Origin of the sequence: Hydrocarboniclastica marina, assembly GCF_004851605.1 — a bacterium.
Lineage (GTDB): Bacteria > Pseudomonadota > Gammaproteobacteria > Pseudomonadales > Oleiphilaceae > Hydrocarboniclastica > Hydrocarboniclastica marina.
On sequence record NZ_CP031093.1, the window covers coordinates 2,763,053 to 2,784,491 of the forward strand.

Consider the following 21,439-nt stretch of genomic DNA (forward strand, 5'->3'; position numbering starts at 1 on the left):
GCTGAGGGTCTTTTTAAGAAGGTCGCGTTCAGAAGGCTCCAAAATTAACTTCTATGTTATCATAACGCCCCCGTTCACCCACCTCCCCCGAGGCAGAAGCGATAAGGTCCGGAAAGTCCATGGCTAAAACGTCACTCGACAAAAGCAAAATCAAGATCCTGCTGCTGGAAGGCGTACATCAGTCGGCTGTCGATACACTCAATGCTGCGGGTTACACCAACATCGAGTATCTCAAGCACTCACTCAACGAAGATGAGCTGATTGCGAAAATTGGCGATGTGCACTTCATAGGTATCCGCTCGCGCACCCAACTGACCGAAGCGGTGTTCGCCGCAGCGGACAAGCTGGTTGCGGTGGGCTGTTTCTGCATCGGTACCAACCAGGTTGATCTGGAGGCCGCAACGCGCCGCGGCATTGCCGTGTTCAATGCGCCTTACTCCAATACGCGCAGCGTTGCCGAACTGGTGCTGGCTGAGGCAATACTCCTGTCCCGCGGCATTCCTGAAAAAAATGCCGCCGCTCACCGCGGCGGATGGATGAAGCACGCCAAGAACAGCTACGAAGTCCGGGGCAAGAAACTGGGTATCGTCGGATATGGAAGCATTGGTACCCAGCTGAGCGTTCTGGCCGAAGCTCTGGGGATGGAAGTTTATTTCTGTGATGTGGTTTCCAAGCTTCCTTTGGGCAATGCCGTCCAGATACCGTCCCTGGACGAGCTTCTGGGACTGTGCGATATCGTCAGCCTGCATGTGCCGGAGACCCTGTCCACACGCAATATGATCCGGGCTGAACAGCTGGACAAGATGAAAAATGGCAGCATCTTGATAAACGCTTCCCGCGGCAGCGTCGTAGATATCGATGCGCTCGCCGAGACCCTTCGCAGCGGCAAGCTCTTGGGCGCCGCGATTGATGTGTTTCCGGTGGAGCCGAAATCCAACGACGAGGAGTTTGTGTCGCCCCTTCGAGAGTTCGACAATGTGATTCTCACGCCCCATATCGGCGGTAGCACTGTCGAAGCACAGCAGAACATCGGCATTGAGGTGGGCGAGAAGCTGGCGACCTACAGTGACAATGGTACTTCGGTATCGTCAGTCAATTTCCCGGAAGTGGCCCTGCCGTCGCATCCCGGACAGCATCGCCTCCTGCATATCCATGAAAACGTTCCCGGTGTCATGTCAGAAATCAACACGGTCTTTTCAGACAATGGCATCAATATTTGCGGCCAGTACCTCCGCACGAATGAGACGATCGGATACGTGGTCGTGGATGTGAACAAGGACTACAGCGAACTGGCCCTTGAGAAACTTCGATCAGTCAAAGGAACCGTTCGCTGCCGCGTTTTGTTCTGACATAGCCTCAAGGTTTACGCCGCCGGACTGGCGGCGTAAACCTTTGCATGACCATTTGTTTAGCTGGCCTTGCCCCTGCACTCCGCGCCGGACGCGCTACCGTCTGCTCTATGCCGCACTAAGCCTCTGATTCCCTCGTTTTTTACCTTCTCTACCTTGCCAATCGGTCATCTGTAAAACCCGGGAAGGTGATATGGTAACCCGTACACAATTCAGACAGTTTGTGTACTGGTTTAAGAGAAACCCACGGACCAAACAAGGGGTATCGATAGATGAAGCCGCATTTTTACAAAGGACGTGTTTTCCTGGTCCTGGGGCTGTCCGCGCTAATGGCAGCCTGTGCCGGGCCTGGCCCCCGACCGGAAGGGGAAATGCAATCGGCCCGCAGCGCAATCGAGGCGGCCGAAGCTGACAACGCGCGCGAATACGAGCCGGTCATGCTGAAACGGGCCCAGGACAAACTGGCCGAAGCCGAAGAGTTGCTGGAGGACCGGGAGAATCGGGAAGCCAAGCGCAAACTCGACGAAGCTAAAGTTGACGCCGAACTTGCCAGTGCACGGACCGAAACAGAACAGGCGCGTGTCGCCGTGGAAGAACTGAACCGTAATATCGAGGCCATGCGTGAGCGGATCAATGGCGAACAGGCAGGAGGTCAACAATGAGAACTCGTATACTTCCCTTAAGTGCCGCAATCGGGGTCTCTGTTTTGCTGACTGCCTGTGCCAGTGCACCGCCCGAGAACGAACTGGTCACCGAAGCTCGCGAAATTTATCAATCTATAGAGAATGACCCGAATGTCGCCCGCACTGGCGCGACACCTCTGCGTGAAGCAAAGAATCATCTTGAGCGGGCCCAGGAAATGCTCGAGGAAGGTGAGGAAGACAGGCTCGTGGAGCATGAAGCCTACCTCGCCCGCGGGTATGCTCAAATCGCAGAGACGCGGGGCGAACGCAACAAGATCCAGCAAGAGATCGAGAGCGCCAAAAACCGCCGGGACGAGCTGAGGCTGGAGATGCGTTCAGCGGAAGCCCGTCAAGCTCAGTCTCGCGCTCAACGTGCGATGAGCGAGGCGGAGCGCGCCCAGAACGAAGCAAAGCTGGCCCAGCAGGAAGCGGAGGAACTGCGCAAACAGATGCAGGAACTCAAAGAACTGCAGGCTCAACAAACCGATCGTGGCATGGTGCTCACGCTGGGCGACGTTCTGTTCGACCTGAACCAGGCCGAACTGCAGGGCACCGGCATCACTGCTGTAGAGAAACTGGCGGAATTCATGAAGGAATATGAGGACCGCCGGGTGAAAGTCGAAGGCTACACGGACAGCACCGGGTCTGAAGCTTACAACCAGCAGCTGTCAGAGCGCCGGGCCCAGGCCGTCAAGGATGTACTGATGAACAACGGGGTTGCCTCAGACCGGGTTGAGGTTCAGGGCTATGGCGAAGCCTACCCTGTTGCCAGCAACGATGATCCGTCCGGCCGGCAACGTAACCGCCGGGTAGAGATCGTAATTTCTGACGAGAACGGAAACATCGAGTCCCGCTAAACCGTTAATCTGAAATAAGCCCGTTGCTCCAAAAAAAGCCGGTCGTAGCTTCTGCTCCGACCGGCTTTTTAACGCCTGTATTAGCGCTTACCGCCGACTAGTTTGCTGTAAGCGGAATCAGGTTGAGTGTAACCCGGCGGTTTGCCTGGCGACCGGAAGGCGTGTCATTGCTGGCAATTGGCTGACTTTCGCCGTAACCATGGACCGATGTACGGGATATCTGAATGCCTTCTCGGAGTAGAATATCGCGAACAGCGGTGGCCCTTCGCTCCGATAGCTGCTGATTATAGGCGTCCGACCCAGTACTGTCCGTATGGCCCTCGATGCGGATTGCCGTCTTACTGAACTCTTCAAGCACTAAGGCAACTGATCCCAGAACGTCGACGAAATCGCCGCGAACGCTGGCCTCGTTGGAATCAAAAGTGATGTCTCCCGGCATGATCAGATTGATCTGGTCTCCGTTACGCTGAACGCGTACCCCGGTCCCCTCCAGGCGGTTACGCAACTGAGCCTCCTGCCGGTCCATGTAATAGCCTATGCCACCGCCTGCCGCTCCCCCGGCTGCTGCCCCAACCAGCGCGCCCATTCCGCGATCGCTGTCGTTTGATATCGCACCTATGGCGGCACCGCCAACTGCGCCGATAATCGCACCGGAGGTAGAACGGGAAACGCGCTCTTCGCCGCTGTACGGGTCGTAAGTCATGCATCCTGTGATTAACGCAGCGGATAACGCCAGTGTCGACAGACGTGCCGGACCAAAGGACATCGGTAAAGCTTTCTTCATTCTGTTTCTCCAATTGGTGTTGTGCGTGTCCGGGCCTCCGCATTTCCGGGCAGGGAGTCGCCTGCCAGGGCGTCAGCTATCAATCCGAACAGTTCATCAAGCAAAGGCTGCTTCTCATTAACCAGATGGTGGTGCCCTTCTGGCAGAATACACACTCGGCTACCGGGAAACTTATCGCGTATTACGCCAAGATTATAGGGCCAGTCCACGGTTTTATCCCGCTGTCCCTGGATAACCGTCACGTCCATAGCGATCGGTGCGGCCTGCTCCACCCAGGGTATCCATGCCTTCAGCGCCGAGACCCAGGTAACGCTCAGGACCCGGGATTGCAGCGGGTCTTCGTCTTTCAGAAACTGAAGAAAACGCTGGTTGCCGCTGTTCCTGGTAAAGGCCCTCTTCCAGGTCGAACGGAACGGACGTAACAACGCATGGAGAACCCGCGCTGCCGACCATCCCATGGGCCGCACCAGCGGCGCTAAAAGAACAACTTCCTTGAAAGGCGAAGAGTGTCGGTCAAAGCCGCCGCTCAGCAGGAAATCAATAAGCACTGCCCCACCGGTACTCTGGCCGATGGCGTGCCAAGGGCCGGGAAGATGCCCTCGACCGGCATCGAGCACGCTGGCAAGGACCTGCTGGTAATCGGCGAAATCGCGAATGGCGGCAGCTTCGCCACTGGACAGTCCGTGCCCTGGCAGATCGTAGCAGACGATGTTGAACCCGCGGCCGAGCAAATCTGCAAAGAGCCGGGCGTACAGGCCCGCGTGGTCAAAGTAACCGTGCAGTACAAATACAGTGCCGCCATGGCCGGGCTGCAGGTATTCGTGCACAGCTATACGGAACCCACCGCTCGCCAGAACCCCAAGCCGGTGCTCAACACCGGCGAACCGGTGCTCCAGGTCCAGGCCGTAGAACTGGCAGTATGCTTGAAGTTCGGGATCGGTGACCGGCTGGGGTACCGGTAGAAAAGGTGGCAGGCGATTCGCCAGGGCGTCCCGACTCCAGGCCGGACGAGGAATTCTAGAGCTGGGGAAGCGCCAATACACGCTGGGCCTGTCCTTTATCATTATGGGTCACGGAGTCGCCATAGCGGCGGCTCTGGCACGGGCAGGGACTATAACACCCTCGTGCGCGGCCGTCCTGGCTGGCCAGTGCCCCGGTGAGGCAATCAGTCGAGCAGGGCGCGGAGATCGAGCCGGCCTTGGATCAGAGCCTCCTTCTGAACCCGGGACAGCTGCTTGACCCGATACTCGGCCCGTAATGCGTCGCGACGATCTCCGACGCTAGCTTGGTAAGCAAGAATCAACGGCCCTCTGCCGCGGAGAAAACGGGCTCCTCGGGGGCCACCGCTGTGCTCCCGCAGGCGGCGCTCAACGTCGGTGGTGATCCCAGTGTAGAGCTGCCCCTGCCGACAGCGGATCATATAGAGATGCCACGGGCGTAGTCCCGCGGAGTCTGACCCTTTGCTCAATCCTGCCCTTCTCCCAGCGATGTCGCAAAACCCTGCTCGGCCAACCGCGAAAGGACCTGGCCGTGGATATCCCGCGCTGCGTCATCCCGAAGCACGAAGCGGATCAGCTTCACATGCACGAGATCATCGGCTACACCAAGCACTGCCCCCAAAGCTACTTCCGCTGCCTCGTCGAGCGGATAACCAAAGGCGCCGGTTGAGATTGCCGGGAAAGCGACGGATTTCACCTCGTTGGTCTCAGCCACGGACAACGCGGCCTTGTAGCACAAAGCCAGCAAATCCGGCGACGGCGTATCCTGGCCGTAAACCGGCCCAAGGCAGTGAATTACAGAGTCGTTGGGCAGGTCAAATGCAGGCGTTATGACCGCTTCGCCCGGTCTAATCGGGGCGAGTGGCTTGCAGGCTTCAGCGAGCTCGGGGCCGGCACTGCTGTGGATGGCACCGGCGACGCCGCCACCGCTCATGAGCTCACGGTTGGCTGCATTGACCACGGCCTGTATATCATCCTGATGGGTAATATCACCCAGCTTCAGCTCGATTGTAATGCCGTTACGCACGGCAACGTGGATGGGGGTCATGGCTCTCTCCTTCCCTGTTGATGATCTCCTGATTGTCTGGCCGAGCAGGCCTTCATTTTCCTGAAAACGCAAAATCCACTGCTGGTGTTTGCCCATCGACAATATCAGCCAGCGCAGCGGCTGAACCGCATGAGTGAGTCCAACCGAGCGTACCATGTCCAGTATTAAGGTAAAGGTTGCGTAAACCCGAGCGGCCTATATAAGGGACGTTAGAAGGCGTCGCCGGTCTCAGGCCGGTCCAGAACTCGGCCTCATCCCACCTGCCCGCCTTCGGGAAGAGCGCCGAGGCGCGAGCAACGATGGCTTTGCAGCGGTGAAGGCTGAGGTCGCGACTGTAGCCACTGAGTTCAGCCATGCCAGCGACGCGCAGGCGATTACCGAGGCGGGAGTACACCAGTTTATACTCATCGTCGGTCAGGCTGACCTCATGGGCCTGGCTTTCATCGTCGACGGGCACAGTGATCGAGTAGCCCTTGGCCGGATAAATATTAAGGTTAACACCCAGAGGCCGGGCCAGAGCCTCGCTGTAGCTGCCGAGGCTCAGCACAAACGCATCAGCTTTCAATACGCTATGGCGGCCTTGTTCAATAATCCGCGCGCCCTCAATTCTGTCACCACTGCGATTCAGGCCGAGAACCGTCGTCCCATATCTGAAGTCGACGCCTTTTTCGGCGGCCAGGGCCGCAAGGTTACGCGTGAACATGCCCGCGTCGCCGGATTCGTCGTGGCGAGTAAAGGTAGCCCCTGCAATTCGCGACTCGAAACAGCCCAGTGCCGGTTCCAGCGCGACGGCTTCCCGAGCGGAGATGACGTCACGCTGACAGCCAAACTCACGCATCAGTTCAGCCGGCCCCAGGGCCGCCTCAAACTCTTGAGGGTTGGTATAGAAATGCAGAATGCCCTGCTCGCGCTGGTCGTACTGAATGCCGGTCTCTGCCCTCAGAGCCTGCAAGCGGTCACGGCTATAGGTGCCCAGGTTCACGATCTGGATGATGTTGTGGCGCGTTCTGGCGGCAGAGCACTCCCTGAGAAAACGCAGCCCCCAGAGCCACTGTCTTGGGTCCGCGCGCAGCCGGAACAACAACGGTGCATCGTCCTGGAACAGCCATTTCAGAATCTTGCGTGGCGCCGCCGGGTTGGCCCAGGGCTCTGCGTGCGAAACTGATATCTGCCCGCCGTTGGCAAAACTGGTTTCCTGTCCCGCGCCGCTCTGTCGCTCAAGCACGGTTACCTCATGCCCAGCCTGGCGTAGGTACCAGGCCGTCGTCGTGCCGACTACCCCTGCCCCAAGTACGGCGATGTGCATTCGCATCTCCTGGTCATGGACCCGCTTACGGTTCTGGAATTATTGCTTCGAGCTCGTTCGCAATCACTGTCTACCGGGACCGCTGCCTGCAGCCCGCTGTCATCGCCCCGTTTTATTGGGCGCTACCGGGAGGATACTGCTGGAACATATTGGCAACCAGATCCCGAATCGTATCTGAGCGCAGTTGTGGCCCCATGTTCTCCGTGAGGTACTCGCGCGCACTTCCCTGCCAAACGACCTGCTTACTCTGCGTATCCACCAACTCGACGAACAGCTGTTGCTGCTGGACCGGCCTCGCTTCGGGCCGGGAGGACAGCCCCACGCCGAACGGGCTGTTGAAGAGCCCCAGCCCATACGTGAACCCGCGGGACTCGTATTTGGTCTTGGTCTCGAAGTAGAACCTCACCCACAGATCGGCCTTATCGGGCGTTGTCTTCTCATAGCCTTCTTCGGCCATCGCCTCATCCACGGCGCTACGTACCCGGGCGTCATCCAGCGACTGGACACGATCGGTCTGGCCGGGCTCATAGGCGAAGCTTTCATAACTGGCGAAGGGCGCCTGGCTGTCGTAATCGGTCACAACATTCGTTGCGCATCCGCTCAACGTAAGCGCCAGCGCGACAAGCGCCATCATTACAATACTGCCGGACATCTGCCTCATGTGCCTGGTCTCCTGCGTCACTGACCCGCCACTATAACTGCTTTGCCGGGGCCCGGCTTCCCTGATGCGACTGATCTGCGGATTGCGCATTTGTGCTGAATGCCGGCCAGGGATGGCCACAACAATGCAATAGCGTCTATTAGTCTGAGCAGTACGCCATAACTACGGGCTTGAGATCAATCCCACAGGTCGTGCATGTCTCAGTGTCAGGAGGACCAGACTGAAACAGCAACTGCCGGCCGGGTAGACCAGGCGCAGAAAAAGCCGACCGGCTCCCCCGAAACGCACCGGCTTTGGCCGGCGGGGCCGTTACCGCGGCACCGCCGGACGACGCTATTACCGCGGTGTCAGACTGTCAGGTGTTTCTGCACTTCACCCGCATCCATGGTTTTGCCATCGCCGGCCATGACGACGTGTCCGCGGTCCAATACCAGAAACCGGTCTGCAAGTTCCCGGGCGAAATCGAAGTACTGCTCGACCAGGATTATCGCCATTTCGCCGCGATCCCGGAGCAGCGCTATGACATTCTGGATATCCCTGATGATCGACGGCTGAATGCCTTCCGTCGGCTCGTCGAGCATCAAGACACGTGGCCGGGTGACCAGCGCGCGGGCGATCGCCAGCTGTTGTTGCTGCCCGCCCGACAAGTCGCCACCGCGACGGCGCAGCATCTGTTTCAGTACCGGAAACAGATCATAGATCTCGGCAGGGATACGACGCTGGGAGCGAGGCAGGACCGAAAAGCCGATCTGCAGGTTCTCCGCAACGGTCAGCTGGCCGAATATGTCCCGGCCCTGGGGCACATAGGCCATGCCCCGGCGGGCGCGTTCGTCGGGCTTGAGCCGGGTTATTTCCCGGTCTTCCCAGATAATCTTGCCCTGGACGGGATGATGGCCTGCGAGGGCCTTCAGGAGTGAAGTCTTGCCTACCCCGTTACGGCCGAGAATACAGGTGACCTCACCGGGTCTGGCTTCAAGCTCCACCTGATGCAGGGCCTGGCTGGCTCCGTAAAAAAGATTGAGATGCTCTACCTTTAACATGTCAGCGCCCCAGATAAACTTCGACGACTTTCTGATTGGCCTTGACCTGCGCCAGGCTCCCCTCGGCCAGAACACTACCTTCGTGCAATACCGTCACACGACAGTCCAACGCTTCGATAAATTCCATGTCATGCTCCACCACGACCAACGAATACTTTTTGGCCAGATCCCGGAACAGTTCTGCTGTCCGGGCGGTCTCGGCGTCAGTCATTCCTGCTGCCGGCTCGTCGATCAACAGGACGTCCGGATCCTGGATCAGCAGCATGCCGATTTCCAGCCACTGTTTCTGCCCATGGGATAAGCTGCCCGCGAGTGTATCCCTACGATCCTCCAGCTTGACCAGGGCCATTATTTCGTCGATACGTCCGGCTTGATCAGCCGTCAGTTTGAAGAAAAGCGACTGGAAGACCCCCCGCTGACCGCTGAGTGCCAGCTCCAGGTTCTCAAAAATAGTCAGAGACTCGATCACACTCGGTTTCTGGAACTTTCGACCTATGCCAAGTTTGGCAATCGCGGCTTCGTCGTACCGGGTCAGGTCGATGTCGTCGCGAAAGAGCACCGTGCCGCTATCGGGACGGATTTTCCCGGTGATGACATCCATCATTGTGGTTTTTCCCGCGCCGTTGGGCCCGATGATCGCCTGCATTTCGCCCGGCTTCATGATCAGGGAAAGGTTGTTCAGTGCCTTGAAACCGTCAAAGCTGACATTAACCCCGTCAACATAAAGGAGAGCCTTCTGTTCAATATGCCTTGGCATCCGCTTAACCCCCGGGGCTTTGTGGTGATGGAGATGATGGTTCGCTACCTGCACGTGCTCGGCGCGCAAGCACCCGATCCCGCTGTTGCTGCCAGACGCCTACAACGCCTTTGGGCAGGTAGAGAGTCGTTACGACGAACAGGCCTCCGAGGAAGAACAGCCAGAACTCGGGGAAAGCTCCGGTAAACCACGTTTTCGCGAAATTGACCAGAATGGCACCGATGACCGGACCATAGAGCGTGCCGCGTCCTCCCACAGCGACCCAGACAATGATCTCGATGGAATTCACCGGCGAAAACTCGCTGGGGTTGATAATACCCACCTGGGGCACGAACAAAGCGCCGGCCACTGCTGCCAGAAGTGCCGACAATGTGAAAGCGAAGACCTTCACATGTTCGACCCGGTAGCCGAGAAAGCGGGTTCTCGACTCGGCATCCCGTGTTGCGACCATGGCACGGCCCAAACGCGAACCGACGACACGACGGCAAAGCAGATACCCGGCCATAAGTGCCAGGCCTGTGGCGGCGAACAGTCCGGCACGGGTCTCAGGCGATTGCAGGTCGAAGCCGAGAATGTCCTTGAAATCTGTCAGCCCGTTGTTTCCGCCGAAACCCATTTCATTACGGAAAAACGCCAGCATCAATGCGTAGGTCATAGCCTGGGTGATGATCGAGAGGTAAACGCCGGTCACGCGGGAGCGAAATGCCAGCCAGCCAAAAACGTAGGCCAGCAAGCCCGGTACCAGAAGTACCATCAGCATGGCGAAGCCGAAGTTGTCCATGCCGTACCAGTACCATGGCAGTTCCTGCCAGTTCAGAAAAACCATGAAGTCTGGCAGAACCGGATCGCCGTATACGCCGCGAGTCCCGATCTGGCGCATGAGGTACATGCCCATACCGTAACCGCCGAGGGCAAAAAAGGCGCCATGGCCCAGGCTGAGAATGCCACAGAAGCCCCAGACCAGATCCACCGAGAGCGCCAGCAGGGCGTAGCACAGGTATTTCCCCCACACCGTCATGGTGTAACCGGGCACATGAAAGATCGAATCCGCGGGCATCGTCAGGTGCAACAACGGCACTAAAACCGTGATCAACGCAATTACTGCCAGCAACCGCCGTCCCGCAGGATCTTCGCTCAGGAATCTGCTCAAGGGGCCTTTGGAAAGTGTAGTCATGGCTAGTTCTCCACCGACCGGCCCTTGAGCGCAAAGAGTCCGCGCGGGCGTTTCTGGATAAACAAGATAATGGCGATCAGAACCAGCACTTTTGCCAGTACCGCACCGGCAAAGGGCTCGATGACCTTGTTGGCAATGCCCAGTGTCATGGCGCCCACCAGGGCACCCCAGAGGTTGCCGACGCCGCCAAAAACGACAACCAGAAAGGAGTCGATGATGTACTGCTGGCCAAGATTGGGCCCGACATTGGTCAGCTGACTCAACGCCACCCCGGCGATACCGGCAATGCCCGAGCCCAAACCAAATGTCAGTGCATCCACCCATCCCGTACGCACCCCCATGGAACTGGCCATCGCCCGATTCTGGGTTACAGCGCGCATCTGCAGCCCGAAGAACGATTTGCGCAAGACCAGAAGCAGCACGAACAGCACCGCGAAACTGAAAAGGATGATGGTGATACGGTTATAGGTCAGGGACAGTGCACCGTTGACGATCAGTGACCCCGACATCCAGTCGGGTGTCTGGACGCTCTGATTGAGCGATCCGAAGATGCTCCGCACGCCCTGCTGAAGAATCAGGCTGATGCCGAACGTTGCCAGCAGCGTCTCCAGAGGACGTCCGTACAGGTGCCGGATGACCAGGCGCTCGATCAGAATGCCAGCCAGACCAGAGACAGCGAACGCTGCCGGAATTGCCACAAAAAGGCTTGCGCCAATATGCTGGGGCATAAGCTGCTGCACCACGAACGTAGTGTAGGCCCCCAGCATGATCATCTCGCCGTGGGCCATATTGATGACGCCCATGACCCCGAACGTAATGGCCAGGCCAATCGCCGCCAGCAGTAAGACTGATCCCAATCCGATACCGAAAAACAGGTTTTCCGCGACCTGATTGACCTTCCGCAACGTGGCAATGTTTTCAAGGGACTGCTCTGCAGCCAGGCGAACCTGCGTCTCTGGATCCTCCGCCGCTATTGTCCGGAGCTTGTTGCGAATGGGGCTCTGCAACGAGCCCGACAGCTCCCGCGCCGCTTTCTCGCGCAAGGCGGGATCGTTGCTGTCCAGCTGTAGCAGGCGTCGCAGGTCCTGCATCAGCGCGCGCACCGATCGGTCATCCTCATCCGCAATTCGGGCCTCCAGGGCCGGCAGCGTCGCCGGGTCGGGGTCGCGCATGATGCGGCGTACAGATTGCTCACGCACCTCTGGGTTCGGGTTGGATAGCCCCACTATGGCCAGGGCCGCGCGAAGCTGGCCGCGGATCGCATTATTGATGGCTACGGGGCGAACGTCCCAGCGCCCCACTTCACCCAGGGGCTCACCCGTGAAGGCGTCTTCAATGACAAAGCCATTTTCCGACTTCTGGGCTGCGACCAGACGCTTGTCATCGGCCCTGAAATACAGATTTCCATCCATTAGCTGGCGCAGGAGAAGGTCTGCGCCTTCCTCGCCACTTGCGACCACCTGCTCGACGGCAGCGCTTTTGGCACTGAAGCTGGTCCCGGTAAACGGGGTGGCTATCTCCTTCAGCGCCGCTGCCTGGGCACCCACTGAGACCAGGCATAAAGCCGCGAGCAGATTCCGGAATAATTTGGTCCACACCATGAGTCTGTCTCGTTGTCATATGAAACGTTGAGAGGTTCGCGACGTCTCAAAAGAAAAGCGCTGGCGGTCTGTCCCGGTCAGCGCTTTCTCTGCAAGTCCCTCAGGTCAGAAGTTCTGACCTGAACACTTGCCGCTCTCGACGTTGTAGTTGCCGCAACTCAGGGGCTGGCGCCAGTCAGAGATCAGCTTCTTGCTATCGGGGAGGAAGTCAGACCAGGCGTCGCCGGCTACCGTCCCGGTGGTCTGCCAGACCGTCTGGAACTGACCGTCTTCCTGAATTTCGCCGATCAGCACCGGTTTGGTAATGTGGTGGTTGGGCATCATGGTCGCGTAGCCGCCAGTCAGATTTGGCACCGTGACGCCGATGATCGCTTCCTGCACGGCGTCAGTGTCAGTTGTGCCCGCTTTCTCAACCGCCTGCACCCACATGTTGAAGCCAAGATAAGTCGCCTCCATCGGATCATTCGTCACGCGGCTGTCTTTGCCAATGTAGCTGTGCCAGGCATCGATGAACTCGGCGTTCTCCTGGCTATAGGCACTCATGAAGTAATTCCAGGCAGCGAGATGCCCGACCAACGGCGCCGTTTCTATGCCCGAAAGTTCTTCTTCACCCACAGAAAATGCAATAACCGGGATGTCGTCGGCGTTAACGCCCTGATTACCCAGCTCCTTATAGAAGGGCACGTTCGCATCGCCGTTAATCGTCGAAACCACGGCGGTTTTCTTTCCCTGCGAGCCGAAGCTCTTGATGTCGGACACAATGGTCTGCCAGTCGGAATGACCGAAAGGCGTGTAGTTGATCATGATGTCCGCGTCGGCGATGCCCTTGTCCTTAAGGTACGCCGCGAGGATTTTGTTGGTCGTACGCGGATAAACGTAGTCAGTACCCGCGAGAACAAAGCGTTTTACGCCAAGTTCGTCGATCAGGTAATCCACAGCGGGAATTGCTTGCTGATTAGGTGCGGCTCCGGTGTAAAACACGTTTTCCGAAGACTCTTCGCCCTCATACTGCACCGGGTAGAACAGGAGTCCATTCAACTCCTCGACCACAGGCAGCACCGATTTGCGGGAGACCGACGTCCATGCACCAAAAATGACATCGACTTTTTCTTTCTCCAACAGTTCCCGTGCCTTTTCGGCGAAAAGTGGCCAGTTTGAGGCTGGATCAACAACGACGGGTTCCAGTTTGCGACCGTTGATGCCGCCTTTCTCATTCTGCTGTTCAACCAGCATCAGGACAGTGTCCTTCAGGGTGGTTTCAGAAATTGCCATGGTGCCGGTAAGCGAGTGCAGCACGCCGACCTTTATAGGATCTTCCGCTGCAATTGCTGAGAGAGAGACGGAGAGCGCCAGAGCCGAAAACCCGCCTGCCAAGGCTGTTTGAATTATGTTTTTGCCTTTCATCGCTTCTGATTCCTTATACCTTCGTTGGTTTTTGCGAGCCGATAAAAACAGGTAAATGCAGGACCTCAACTGCACCGACCGTTCCACCGCCCCCAAAAAAACCATGTTTTCAATACGTTAAATGCACTAGTCCGGAGTGACCTCTGGCTAACCCTGTGTTGAGTCTCTGTAGCTCGCACCATTTTTGAGCAACGAAAAACCGAGCGCCCAATCTTGGGGCCGAAAGTAAGGGCGGAGGAATGTCCCGCGATGAAGCGACCTGATTCCCTACTGATCTATATAGGCGGGGAACACTATGGGGAGCGGCTTACCGGACGGTAATTGCATTCGCACAACCGCCCCGGCAGAGTGTTAGTCATCGTTGTGCAGGCATGGTCCGTGAACTCGCGGTCTGAAGTAAGCACGCACCATCACTGGCGAACAGGTTGTTTCGGCAAGCATGAACCAGCTCAAAACCCCGTCAGATGGTGGATCTGCAACATGTACAACGGCGAGGCATGATGGCCTGTAAACTGAACCTCAACGGAGGAAGACGCATGAACAACTGGATCTCAACAATCGTATTGAGTGGCGCACTGGCCCTGAGCGGCACCGCGCTTGCACAGCAATCAGGCACTTCTCAGGGCAGCATGAACCAGCCTCAGGCGGCCCAGGAGGTCAAAACGGACTTTGAGGAAAAGGAGCTGAAAACCTTCGTCGAAATCCAGAAGGACATCGGTGAAGTCCGTAACGAGTATGCTCAGAAAATCCAGGCTGTAGAAGACCAGGAAGAAGCCCAGGCCCTGCAGGAAGAGGCTCGTGATGAGCTGATCGGCGTAGTAGAGAATGCTGACCTGAGTGTCGAAAAGTACAACCAGATCGCCCAGGCGTACCAGGCAAGCCCGGAAGTGCGCAAGAAAGTTAACGAGATGGTTCAGCAGTAACCCTGTTAACTGACGAACAACTCAAAGGGAGCTGAAGAGCTCCCTTTTTTTTGTCGCGGTGTTCGAGTATCACCCTTGGTAGAACGCTAAAACGCTGGCAACTGAAGAGTGCCGTCTCAGGTGGCCCGGAATCAGCCCGTGTGAAGCGTCAAAGTCTGAGCCACAAATCTTCGTCCTGCCCCGCGCGAATTGCCGCGTCAGCCCCGGTACTTGAAAATGACCCCGACCTCCCGTCGCTGCAGAGGGAAGAGGTAGACGCGAACGCATGGTCCGCGCCCGCCACCAGCCTGAGATACGGTCTCCGACCTGTTTTCAAGTCAACGCTACTGCGCCATCAGACTGGGCAGGAACAGCGATATCTGCGGGAACACGATCAGTATGATCGTCGAGAGCAATAGCAACAGGAAGAACGGCGGCGTTCCGCGGATGATATCCAGATAAGGTTTTCGGAAAATCGCAACCGCCGTGAAGATGTCACAGCCGAACGGCGGCGTGGCTGAGCCAATCGCGGCCTGAAGCGTTACCAGTACCCCTACCAGAACCGGGCTTATGCCCGCGGCTTCGACTGCAGGGTTGAAGATGGGGGTAAGGATCAGGATCACCACGATCGGATCAACGAACATGCAGCCTATGAAGAAGGAAACCGAAATCAGCCCGAGGATGAAATAGGGGTTGTCGCCGGCATTCGCAATCACGTCTGACAGCAGCAAATCCGGAATCTTGGCGAACGAGATAACCCAGGAGAACGCAGTTCCGGCTGCAACCAGAATGAATACCACCGCCGTGATAAGGCCCGTCGAAAGCGCGATCTGGGGAATGTCACTGAACCGCACCTGCCGATAGATCGCCATTTCGAGAACCAGCGCATAGGCAACAGACATCGAAGCCGCCTCTACCGGACTGAACAACCCGGAATAGATGCCGCCAATAATGATGACAGGGAAGCCAAGCGTTAGCAGTGCCCGCTTCATCGCCTCAAAGCGCTCGGCCCAGGTAGCCTTGGGTTCGACCGGAATTTTCAGACGGATCGAATAGATATAGCAGTAGATGGAGAATAGCAGGAGGATCAGAATACCCGGGCCGATACCTGCAATGAACAGCTGACCGACGGATGTGCCCGAGGCTACGCCGTATATAATCATCCCGATGGACGGCGGGATAAGCAGCGCAATGTCGCTGGCGTTGATAATCAACGCGATGGTGAACTTGTCGCTGTAGCCGGCCGCCAGAAGCCTTGGCCTCAACGGCTTGCCCATTGCGACCACCGTGGCCTGCGTGGAGCCCGAGACCGCACCGAACAGTGTGCAGGATAAAGCCGTAGTCATCGGCAGGCCCCCTTTCAGGTGCCCAACGAATTTGGCGACGACATCCAGCATTCGATCTGCTGTGTGGCCTTTTATCATGATATCCGCCGCCAGTATAAACATCGGCACGGCCACCAGAACGCTCTGGGAAATACCGCCAATCATCTGCTGGACCAGAACCGATCCGTCCAGAAACGCAAACTGGGTAAACAGAATCAGCATGGCGCCGGCCAGTAAAGGCACCATCATCGGATAGCCCATAAGCAGCAGCACGATCATCACCGCACCGGCCACCATGGCGACCGTGGAGGTAGGCAAGCTCGCCATCCAGTTCATGATGCTATCCATGCTGCGAACCTCCACGTGGTGTCTCGGCCCCGTCCGCGGAACCGGGCTCCTCAGGTGTCATGCTACCGCCCACCTGATCGTCTTCGTCCTCTTCCGCATACTCATCCTTGTGATGCCACGAAAGCCAGGCCTCGGGGCTGACGACATTACGCACAAACGCAAGAAAGTACTGCACGGAGCCTATGAACAGGCCAATGGGCGCGATGATATAGATGTAGTACACAGGAATGCCGAGCGAGGGGACCACACGCCCGCTTCTCATGAGATTCGTTACATAATCGGTTGCAAGGACGCCAAGAAAGAACAGAAGAGCCCCTGTAGTCAGACTGATAAACATGATCAGAATCTTCTGACCTTTCGGCGGCAGCACGTCGTGTATCGCTGACACACGAATGTGCCTCGCCATACGCACACCGTGGCCCAGGCCTACGAAAGTCACTACGACGACCAGGAGTTGGGCAACCTCATCAGCCCAGCTGACGCTCGCGCCCATGTTGCGCGAAATAACGTTGATCATGCTGACTATCGCCATGGCCATGATCGCGCTGACCAGGATGGTCCGTTCGACCACATCCAGCACACGGTCGAAGAATTCGAAGGGTTTCTGTAGAGCCGAGCGCCAGCCACCTGAGCGATAACTCGATGCAGTCATGGTTGGATTCCTTGCGCAAATTCACGCGTTGCGTTTATTTTGCCGATAGGTCTCTATTAGGGTGCGCACCGGCGTTCCTGTTTTTCAGTGTATAAGGAGTTGCGGCGAGATGAAAAGCGCGCAAGAGTCGTCATCGTACTCATTTGTGCTATCGTTGCGCTGTAACGCAACCATGAATTACGTAAAAATAACGGTATAGGGAGAACCATCATGATCGCGAACTTTCGCTGGCTGTCAGGCCTCATGCTACTACTGGCGCTGTTTCTGACAGGCTGCTCCGACTCCTCTGAACAAAGCCAGACATCGACCTCCGGTGCAGACGCCGACGCCGAAACTGAAGAGCAGGAAACCACAACGTGGCGCTTCGCCCTGGAAGAAGTCGAAGGTAGTGTTCAGGACGCCTACGCGCAGGAATTCAAGAAGCGCATCGAAGAGCAATCCGAAGGTGCAATCAGCGTCGAGATCTATCCCTACGGCGCTTTGGGGACATCTTCCCAGCTGACTGAACTGGTACAGAACGGTGCTCTTGAACTGGCTTTTGCATCGCCCGGTCACTTGGCTTCGGTCATTCCGGAAGTCGGCATCTTTACCTTACATTTTGTGCTGTCGGACGATAACGACATCAACAAGAAAATCCTTTCCAGCGACCAAGTTCACGAAATCCTGCAGCCCGCTTACCATGAGCAGAATATGCACCTGCTGTCGATCGTACCCGAGGGCTGGATGGTCTGGAGTGCCAACAAGCCCTTGCGCACCCCGGCCGATTTTGACAACTTCAAGATGCGTACCATGACCTCGCCCATCCTGACGGCGGCCTATGAGGCGTACGGTGCCAATCCGACACCCAAGCCCTACTCCGAGGTCTACAGCGCACTGCAGTTGGGCGAGATAGATGGCCAGGTTAACCCGATATTCGCCATCGAGGAGATGAGCTTCTACGAAGAACAGGATTACCTGATCCAGGCCAAGCACGAGCAGTTCATCTCGACCTTCCTGGCTGGACAGTCTTGGTTCCAGGGACTACCGCAGGAACAACAGGAAATGATTACCCAGGTACGGAACGAAATGGTTGACTGGATCTATCAGGAGCAGGCGGAATATAACGACGAGCGCCTGCAGATCATCAAAGACGCCGGCGGCACCGAAGTCATCACCCTGACGAATGAAGAGCGTCAGGCATTCCGCGAGGCAAGCCAGCCAGTTCGGGAGATGTATCTTGAGAACGCCGGTGAGCGCGGGCAAAAGCTACTCGACTATGTCACTACTCAGGTAGAAGAGCTCACGAACGAGTAATCCCTAAAGGTTACGCCGACAAAAAACTCACCTTCGGGTGAGTTTTTTTCGTTAGCGCTCCTGACCCTGTGCTCAACAAGCTGGCCGAATCCATAAGGTAACAATAGGCGCTTCCTGAGTTCCTGTATGTCAGCACAGGAAATGGTTACCATAGCAGCTCGTATTTCCTCTGAACTCAAACAATTAGCGAATTTTTTATCTGACCACCGGAAATTATCCGGAGATGGAGGTTGAGCGTTCCGGGCCGCCTTTCGCCATGGAATCGCCCCAGAGTCGTGGACACTATCGAGTTCGACATAGAAACTGCCCATGCGGCCGTCCTGGCGCTTCAGGAGGTGCTTGCACGCCGTACGCATCGACGGAAATACCTCGGCCAGGAAGTGCTCGTGCCCGGCCAGCTTGGTAGTGCCCTGCGTCTGCCCTCCATAGCGTCCCAGCTCAGAGGAAAGACGGCACCCCGACGCGAACGCGGTCTCGAGGCGTTCCTGACACTTTGGCCCACCCTGTCACCCGCGACACAAGAGCAGGTACTAGACCTCATCGGATGGTACGAGCCCGATAAACTCAGCTGGGAAGACAAACGCTCTAACCGCAAACCCCTCCCGCCTGGCACAGGATAGACACTGCCATGACAGACAAGGCCGCAAGGACCAGAAGTGATGCTGCAGACAAGGTTGAAGCACCAGGTGCGGGAGCCCGCTGGGTCGCTCTTCGCCGACGGCTTCACCAGCATCCGGAACTGTCAGACCAGGAAACCGGAACCGCAGCGCTTATACGGGATCTCATCGTACCTTTCGGCCCTGACACTATTGTCGATCGCCTGGGCGGGCATGGCCTGGCGTTCGTGTTCGACAGCGGCAAAGCCGGACCAACGACACTCATTCGCTGCGAGCTCGACGGGCTGCCCATCGAGGACACCACCGCCACCGAGTACCGTTCTCTGGTTCCGGGCGCCGGGCACCAGTGCGGCCATGATGGCCATATGACGATTGTCTCCGCATTGGCGGCAGACCTCGGCAGACGCCGCCCGCAATGCGGGCGCGTCGTCTTGCTCTACCAACCAGCTGAAGAAACAGGAGCTGGCGCCAGCCGTGTCGTGAACGATCCGGCGTTCGACGCGCTACGCCCCGATTACGCCTTCGCCCTGCACAATGTTCCCGGGTTGGCACTAGGCACGGTCGCGGTCAAGTCAGGGTCTATTAACTGTGCATCCCGAGGGATGGCCGTCACCCTCAAGGGCGCCACGTCCCATGCCGCCCATCCAGAGCATGGCGTCAGTCCGGCTCAGGCCATGGCGGGTATCATCCAACAGCTGTCTACCCTGCCCGACCAGGTCGGTGGCGTCTGTTGGGTCACTGTGGTTCACGCCCGGCTCGGCCAGAAGTCGTTCGGTACCGCACCGGGAGAGGCTGTGGTGATGGCGACACTACGCAGCGAAACTGACGAAGCCATGGAAACACTCGCAACAGCGGCTGAACAGCTGGTACGCGAGGCGGCGGTACAGCACGGGCTGAGTTTCGACTGCCAGTGGGAGGACGTGTTCAGCGCCAGCGCCAACAGCGATTCAGCCTGTGCCCAGGTCTTGCGGGCGTGTGAGCAGACCGGTACACCCTATACACTGCTGGACAGTGCGTACCGATGGTCGGAAGACTTCGGCCGCCTGAGTGCGTCCGCCCGACACGGGGCCTTGCTCGGACTCGGCTCGGGCGTCGACAGCCCTCAATTGCATAATGGCCACTACGATTTCCCGGACAGCCTGATTCCGATTGGAACTCAACTCTTCAGACAGCTTGTCGATCAGATTAACAGCGCTGGCTCAACTCAAGCTTGAGGGAACTTAATTGATCAGTCACGGCTCTGAAACATAACCTCTGCCACAATCCCTCATCGGAAAACGAATACAGCTGGCGAAGGTGGCAAGCTCACAACCCGTCTAAAAGCGTGCCAGCCCCTAAAAAGAACAAGGAGATCCCATGAATAAAGCGGACATTTTTACCGCGCGGTTGGCTGATCGTTCAGTCATACCTATGCTTACGTGCGGCCATTGCGGCTCAATGCTTTCCAAGACCCGCGTGTTCGTCAACAAAACCAAGCCCGGAGTCTCAGGTCACATCCTTGCCTACTGTTCAGCGGATGACTGCTGTGCCATCAACTGCTGCGATGAAGCCTTAAGCAGCCTTGAGAATGACGTCGCCCAACAAGCCATTGCCAGTTGAACAGGCGCTCCTGAGCGGTCTGCCCAGGGCGCTCTGTTAACACAGTAATCTTACCGCCTCCGAATACCTTAGCCAGCCTTGCTCCCGCGAATACATCCTCAGCCGCACTAGTCCTATGAATAGCCCTGTGAATAGCCCTGTGCGCTCAAGACAGCTGATACTGGCCGAGCGCAGTGACGCTGCTCAGCCAAAAACCGTGACTGTCTGGCGGCTGAGTGCAACCAGCTCACCCTGCGCGGTCCAGATTGCAGCCGAAGTCTGACCGTAGCCATCCGCGGCCTGGTCGATAGTCGCCCGGTAAAGCAGCCAGTCTTCCGCTTCAAACACCGGTTGCGGTTGCATGAGTTCAAATGTCCAGCTGAGTGAGCTGGCCGGCGCTGGCGACTTGAGATGGGGGAGCAATGCCGGTGGCCAGGCATCAATCAAGGCCACCAGGTGCGCCGGGGAGACCGGCCCGGTCAGATCCCTGAAACGCATCCACCCGCCCATTTGCCGCTCCGGGCGGTTCGAATACGGTAGCCCGCCAAAAGCCCACCGCATTTCAATGAAACGCGTGAATTCGGGCGTCACACCTGCAATGTAGGGCAACTTCTGGCATGCATCCGGCGCCGGGGCCTCCGGTGCAGGCTCTGGCTCCACCCGAACCTTCGACTCGCGGCCAGCACCGAAGCTGCCGATTGCCAGTGCTTTGACGCCATCCTGTTGCACGGCTCGAGCTTCCATCTGGCTGACCGCCTTACCTTGGCGCAAGACCTCGGCGTTGACTTGAGCCGGCTCCCCGGGCGTGAGGGGACCCACAAATGATATGGCCATGGCGCGCAATGGCCGGCCGGGCTCGCATCGCGCTTCCATCGCCTGATAAAGCAGCGCCCCAACCAGCCCGCCAAAGGTAGCTCTGCCCTGCCCCCACTCGGCCGGCACCGTCACTTCGTTGTCAGGATGGGCTTTGAAGCCCTGTATCAACTCGTCAAACTGCATTTAAGGCCTCACTGACTAATGGCAGTACACCGAACATCATCCCGCCTTGATCTTTTGCGAAAG

Annotated in this window: 21 protein-coding genes and 1 pseudogene; 8 read left to right on the top strand and 14 right to left on the bottom strand. The window is 57.6% G+C overall.

What is annotated here, in order from left to right; translation table 11 throughout:
• Window positions 1–119 precede the first annotated feature (119 nt).
• The 3 genes from serA (at window position 120) to soil367_RS12315 (ending at window position 2,889) form a co-directional block, all read left to right on the top strand.
• Window positions 120–1,349 carry a phosphoglycerate dehydrogenase gene (gene serA / locus soil367_RS12305; RefSeq protein ID WP_136549375.1) on the top strand — a complete coding sequence of 410 codons (1,230 nt, stop codon included), beginning with the start codon at window positions 120–122 and terminating at the stop codon, window positions 1,347–1,349.
• Between the two features lie 272 nt (window positions 1,350–1,621).
• Entirely contained in the window at window positions 1,622–2,011 is a 390-nt protein-coding gene (locus soil367_RS12310; RefSeq protein ID WP_136549376.1) for a DUF4398 domain-containing protein, read from the top strand.
• Entirely contained in the window at window positions 2,008–2,889 is an 882-nt protein-coding gene (locus soil367_RS12315) for an OmpA family protein (RefSeq protein ID WP_136549377.1), read from the top strand. The genes soil367_RS12310 and soil367_RS12315 overlap by 4 nt, the downstream gene beginning before the upstream one ends.
• 97 nt (window positions 2,890–2,986) lie before the next feature.
• Here the strand turns inward: soil367_RS12315 and soil367_RS12320 are convergent, their stop codons facing one another.
• The 11 genes and pseudogenes from soil367_RS12320 to urtA all read right to left on the bottom strand — a co-directional run bounded on the left by soil367_RS12320 (window position 2,987) and on the right by urtA (window position 13,662).
• Complete coding sequence (locus soil367_RS12320; RefSeq protein ID WP_246065278.1) at window positions 2,987–3,673, bottom strand: YiaD family glycine zipper/OmpA-like lipoprotein; 687 nt, start codon at window positions 3,671–3,673, stop codon at window positions 2,987–2,989.
• Window positions 3,670–4,737 carry an alpha/beta hydrolase gene (locus soil367_RS12325; RefSeq protein ID WP_246065280.1) on the bottom strand — a complete coding sequence of 356 codons (1,068 nt, stop codon included), beginning with the start codon at window positions 4,735–4,737 and terminating at the stop codon, window positions 3,670–3,672. Before soil367_RS12325 ends, soil367_RS12320 begins: the two co-directional genes overlap by 4 nt.
• A gap of 101 nt (window positions 4,738–4,838) precedes the next feature.
• Window positions 4,839–5,141, bottom strand: coding sequence for a GIY-YIG nuclease family protein (locus soil367_RS12330; protein WP_342777429.1), 303 nt, complete (start codon window positions 5,139–5,141; stop codon window positions 4,839–4,841).
• On the bottom strand, window positions 5,138–5,719 hold the full coding sequence (locus soil367_RS12335) for a macro domain-containing protein (RefSeq protein ID WP_136549378.1): 582 nt from the start codon (window positions 5,717–5,719) through the stop codon (window positions 5,138–5,140). The genes soil367_RS12330 and soil367_RS12335 overlap by 4 nt, the downstream gene beginning before the upstream one ends.
• A 52-nt stretch (window positions 5,720–5,771) precedes the next feature.
• Window positions 5,772–7,046 (bottom strand): annotated as a pseudogene (locus soil367_RS12340) (D-amino acid dehydrogenase); the annotation flags it as partial.
• A 91-nt stretch (window positions 7,047–7,137) separates the two neighbouring features.
• Window positions 7,138–7,686: a DUF4136 domain-containing protein gene (locus soil367_RS12345; RefSeq protein WP_172962337.1), complete on the bottom strand. Its 549-nt coding sequence runs from the start codon at window positions 7,684–7,686 to the stop codon at window positions 7,138–7,140.
• 347 nt (window positions 7,687–8,033) lie between these two features.
• A complete protein-coding gene (gene urtE, locus soil367_RS12350) occupies window positions 8,034–8,726 on the bottom strand; it encodes an urea ABC transporter ATP-binding subunit UrtE (protein ID WP_136549381.1) in 693 nt (230 codons plus the stop codon).
• 1 nt (window position 8,727) lies between these two features.
• Window positions 8,728–9,483, bottom strand: coding sequence for an urea ABC transporter ATP-binding protein UrtD (gene urtD, locus soil367_RS12355; protein ID WP_136549382.1), 756 nt, complete (start codon window positions 9,481–9,483; stop codon window positions 8,728–8,730).
• Between the two features lie 4 nt (window positions 9,484–9,487).
• On the bottom strand, window positions 9,488–10,657 hold the full coding sequence (gene urtC / locus soil367_RS12360; RefSeq protein ID WP_216642711.1) for an urea ABC transporter permease subunit UrtC: 1,170 nt from the start codon (window positions 10,655–10,657) through the stop codon (window positions 9,488–9,490).
• A gap of 2 nt (window positions 10,658–10,659) precedes the next feature.
• The gene (gene urtB / locus soil367_RS18910) at window positions 10,660–12,258 is read right to left on the bottom strand and encodes an urea ABC transporter permease subunit UrtB (protein WP_216642712.1); all 1,599 of its coding nucleotides are present in this window, start codon (window positions 12,256–12,258) and stop codon (window positions 10,660–10,662) included.
• Between the two features lie 105 nt (window positions 12,259–12,363).
• Entirely contained in the window at window positions 12,364–13,662 is a 1,299-nt protein-coding gene (gene urtA, locus soil367_RS12365; protein ID WP_136549384.1) for an urea ABC transporter substrate-binding protein, read from the bottom strand.
• A gap of 536 nt (window positions 13,663–14,198) precedes the next feature.
• Between urtA and soil367_RS12370 the strand changes: the two genes are divergently transcribed.
• On the top strand, window positions 14,199–14,585 hold the full coding sequence (locus soil367_RS12370; RefSeq protein WP_172962338.1) for a DUF4168 domain-containing protein: 387 nt from the start codon (window positions 14,199–14,201) through the stop codon (window positions 14,583–14,585).
• Window positions 14,586–14,908: 323 nt separating this feature from the next.
• On the opposite strand, the gene soil367_RS12375 is transcribed toward soil367_RS12370, so the two are convergent.
• Both soil367_RS12375 and soil367_RS12380 read right to left on the bottom strand, forming a co-directional pair.
• Complete coding sequence (locus soil367_RS12375; RefSeq protein WP_246065284.1) at window positions 14,909–16,237, bottom strand: TRAP transporter large permease; 1,329 nt, start codon at window positions 16,235–16,237, stop codon at window positions 14,909–14,911.
• Window positions 16,230–16,889 (bottom strand): TRAP transporter small permease, encoded by a 660-nt coding sequence (locus soil367_RS12380; RefSeq protein WP_136549386.1) that lies wholly within the window; start codon window positions 16,887–16,889, stop codon window positions 16,230–16,232. The genes soil367_RS12375 and soil367_RS12380 overlap by 8 nt, the downstream gene beginning before the upstream one ends.
• 210 nt (window positions 16,890–17,099) lie before the next feature.
• On the opposite strand from soil367_RS12380, the gene soil367_RS12385 reads away from it, so the two are divergent.
• From soil367_RS12385 to soil367_RS12400, 4 genes are all read left to right on the top strand, one after another.
• On the top strand, window positions 17,100–18,182 hold the full coding sequence (locus tag soil367_RS12385) for a TRAP transporter substrate-binding protein (protein WP_136549387.1): 1,083 nt from the start codon (window positions 17,100–17,102) through the stop codon (window positions 18,180–18,182).
• Window positions 18,183–18,412: 230 nt separating this feature from the next.
• Window positions 18,413–18,802, top strand: coding sequence for a hypothetical protein (locus tag soil367_RS12390; protein WP_246065286.1), 390 nt, complete (start codon window positions 18,413–18,415; stop codon window positions 18,800–18,802).
• Window positions 18,803–18,810: 8 nt separating this feature from the next.
• Window positions 18,811–20,013, top strand: coding sequence for an amidohydrolase (locus tag soil367_RS12395; protein WP_136549388.1), 1,203 nt, complete (start codon window positions 18,811–18,813; stop codon window positions 20,011–20,013).
• Between the two features lie 142 nt (window positions 20,014–20,155).
• Complete coding sequence (locus soil367_RS12400) at window positions 20,156–20,398, top strand: hypothetical protein (RefSeq protein ID WP_136549389.1); 243 nt, start codon at window positions 20,156–20,158, stop codon at window positions 20,396–20,398.
• 183 nt (window positions 20,399–20,581) lie between these two features.
• On the opposite strand, the gene soil367_RS12405 is transcribed toward soil367_RS12400, so the two are convergent.
• The gene (locus soil367_RS12405) at window positions 20,582–21,376 is read right to left on the bottom strand and encodes an acyl-CoA thioesterase (RefSeq protein ID WP_136549390.1); all 795 of its coding nucleotides are present in this window, start codon (window positions 21,374–21,376) and stop codon (window positions 20,582–20,584) included.
• Window positions 21,377–21,439: the final 63 nt, after the last annotated feature.

Coding starts and splice junctions, on each gene's coding strand:
- soil367_RS12400 (WP_136549389.1), top strand. CDS start 20,156: ATGAATAAAGCGGACATTTTTACCGCGCGGTTGGCTGATCGTTCAGTC.
- urtD (WP_136549382.1), bottom strand. CDS start 9,483: ATGCCAAGGCATATTGAACAGAAGGCTCTCCTTTATGTTGACGGGGTT.
- soil367_RS12325 (WP_246065280.1), bottom strand. CDS start 4,737: ATGATAAAGGACAGGCCCAGCGTGTATTGGCGCTTCCCCAGCTCTAGA.
- soil367_RS12385 (WP_136549387.1), top strand. CDS start 17,100: ATGATCGCGAACTTTCGCTGGCTGTCAGGCCTCATGCTACTACTGGCG.
- urtB (WP_216642712.1), bottom strand. CDS start 12,258: ATGGTGTGGACCAAATTATTCCGGAATCTGCTCGCGGCTTTATGCCTG.
- soil367_RS12345 (WP_172962337.1), bottom strand. CDS start 7,686: ATGAGGCAGATGTCCGGCAGTATTGTAATGATGGCGCTTGTCGCGCTG.
- soil367_RS12405 (WP_136549390.1), bottom strand. CDS start 21,376: ATGCAGTTTGACGAGTTGATACAGGGCTTCAAAGCCCATCCTGACAAC.
- soil367_RS12335 (WP_136549378.1), bottom strand. CDS start 5,719: ATGACCCCCATCCACGTTGCCGTGCGTAACGGCATTACAATCGAGCTG.
- soil367_RS12310 (WP_136549376.1), top strand. CDS start 1,622: ATGAAGCCGCATTTTTACAAAGGACGTGTTTTCCTGGTCCTGGGGCTG.
- soil367_RS12315 (WP_136549377.1), top strand. CDS start 2,008: ATGAGAACTCGTATACTTCCCTTAAGTGCCGCAATCGGGGTCTCTGTT.
- soil367_RS12375 (WP_246065284.1), bottom strand. CDS start 16,237: ATGGATAGCATCATGAACTGGATGGCGAGCTTGCCTACCTCCACGGTC.
- soil367_RS12395 (WP_136549388.1), top strand. CDS start 18,811: ATGACAGACAAGGCCGCAAGGACCAGAAGTGATGCTGCAGACAAGGTT.
- urtC (WP_216642711.1), bottom strand. CDS start 10,657: ATGACTACACTTTCCAAAGGCCCCTTGAGCAGATTCCTGAGCGAAGAT.
- serA (WP_136549375.1), top strand. CDS start 120: ATGGCTAAAACGTCACTCGACAAAAGCAAAATCAAGATCCTGCTGCTG.
- soil367_RS12320 (WP_246065278.1), bottom strand. CDS start 3,673: ATGAAGAAAGCTTTACCGATGTCCTTTGGTCCGGCACGTCTGTCGACA.
- soil367_RS12380 (WP_136549386.1), bottom strand. CDS start 16,889: ATGACTGCATCGAGTTATCGCTCAGGTGGCTGGCGCTCGGCTCTACAG.
- urtA (WP_136549384.1), bottom strand. CDS start 13,662: ATGAAAGGCAAAAACATAATTCAAACAGCCTTGGCAGGCGGGTTTTCG.
- soil367_RS12370 (WP_172962338.1), top strand. CDS start 14,199: ATGAACAACTGGATCTCAACAATCGTATTGAGTGGCGCACTGGCCCTG.
- urtE (WP_136549381.1), bottom strand. CDS start 8,726: ATGTTAAAGGTAGAGCATCTCAATCTTTTTTACGGAGCCAGCCAGGCC.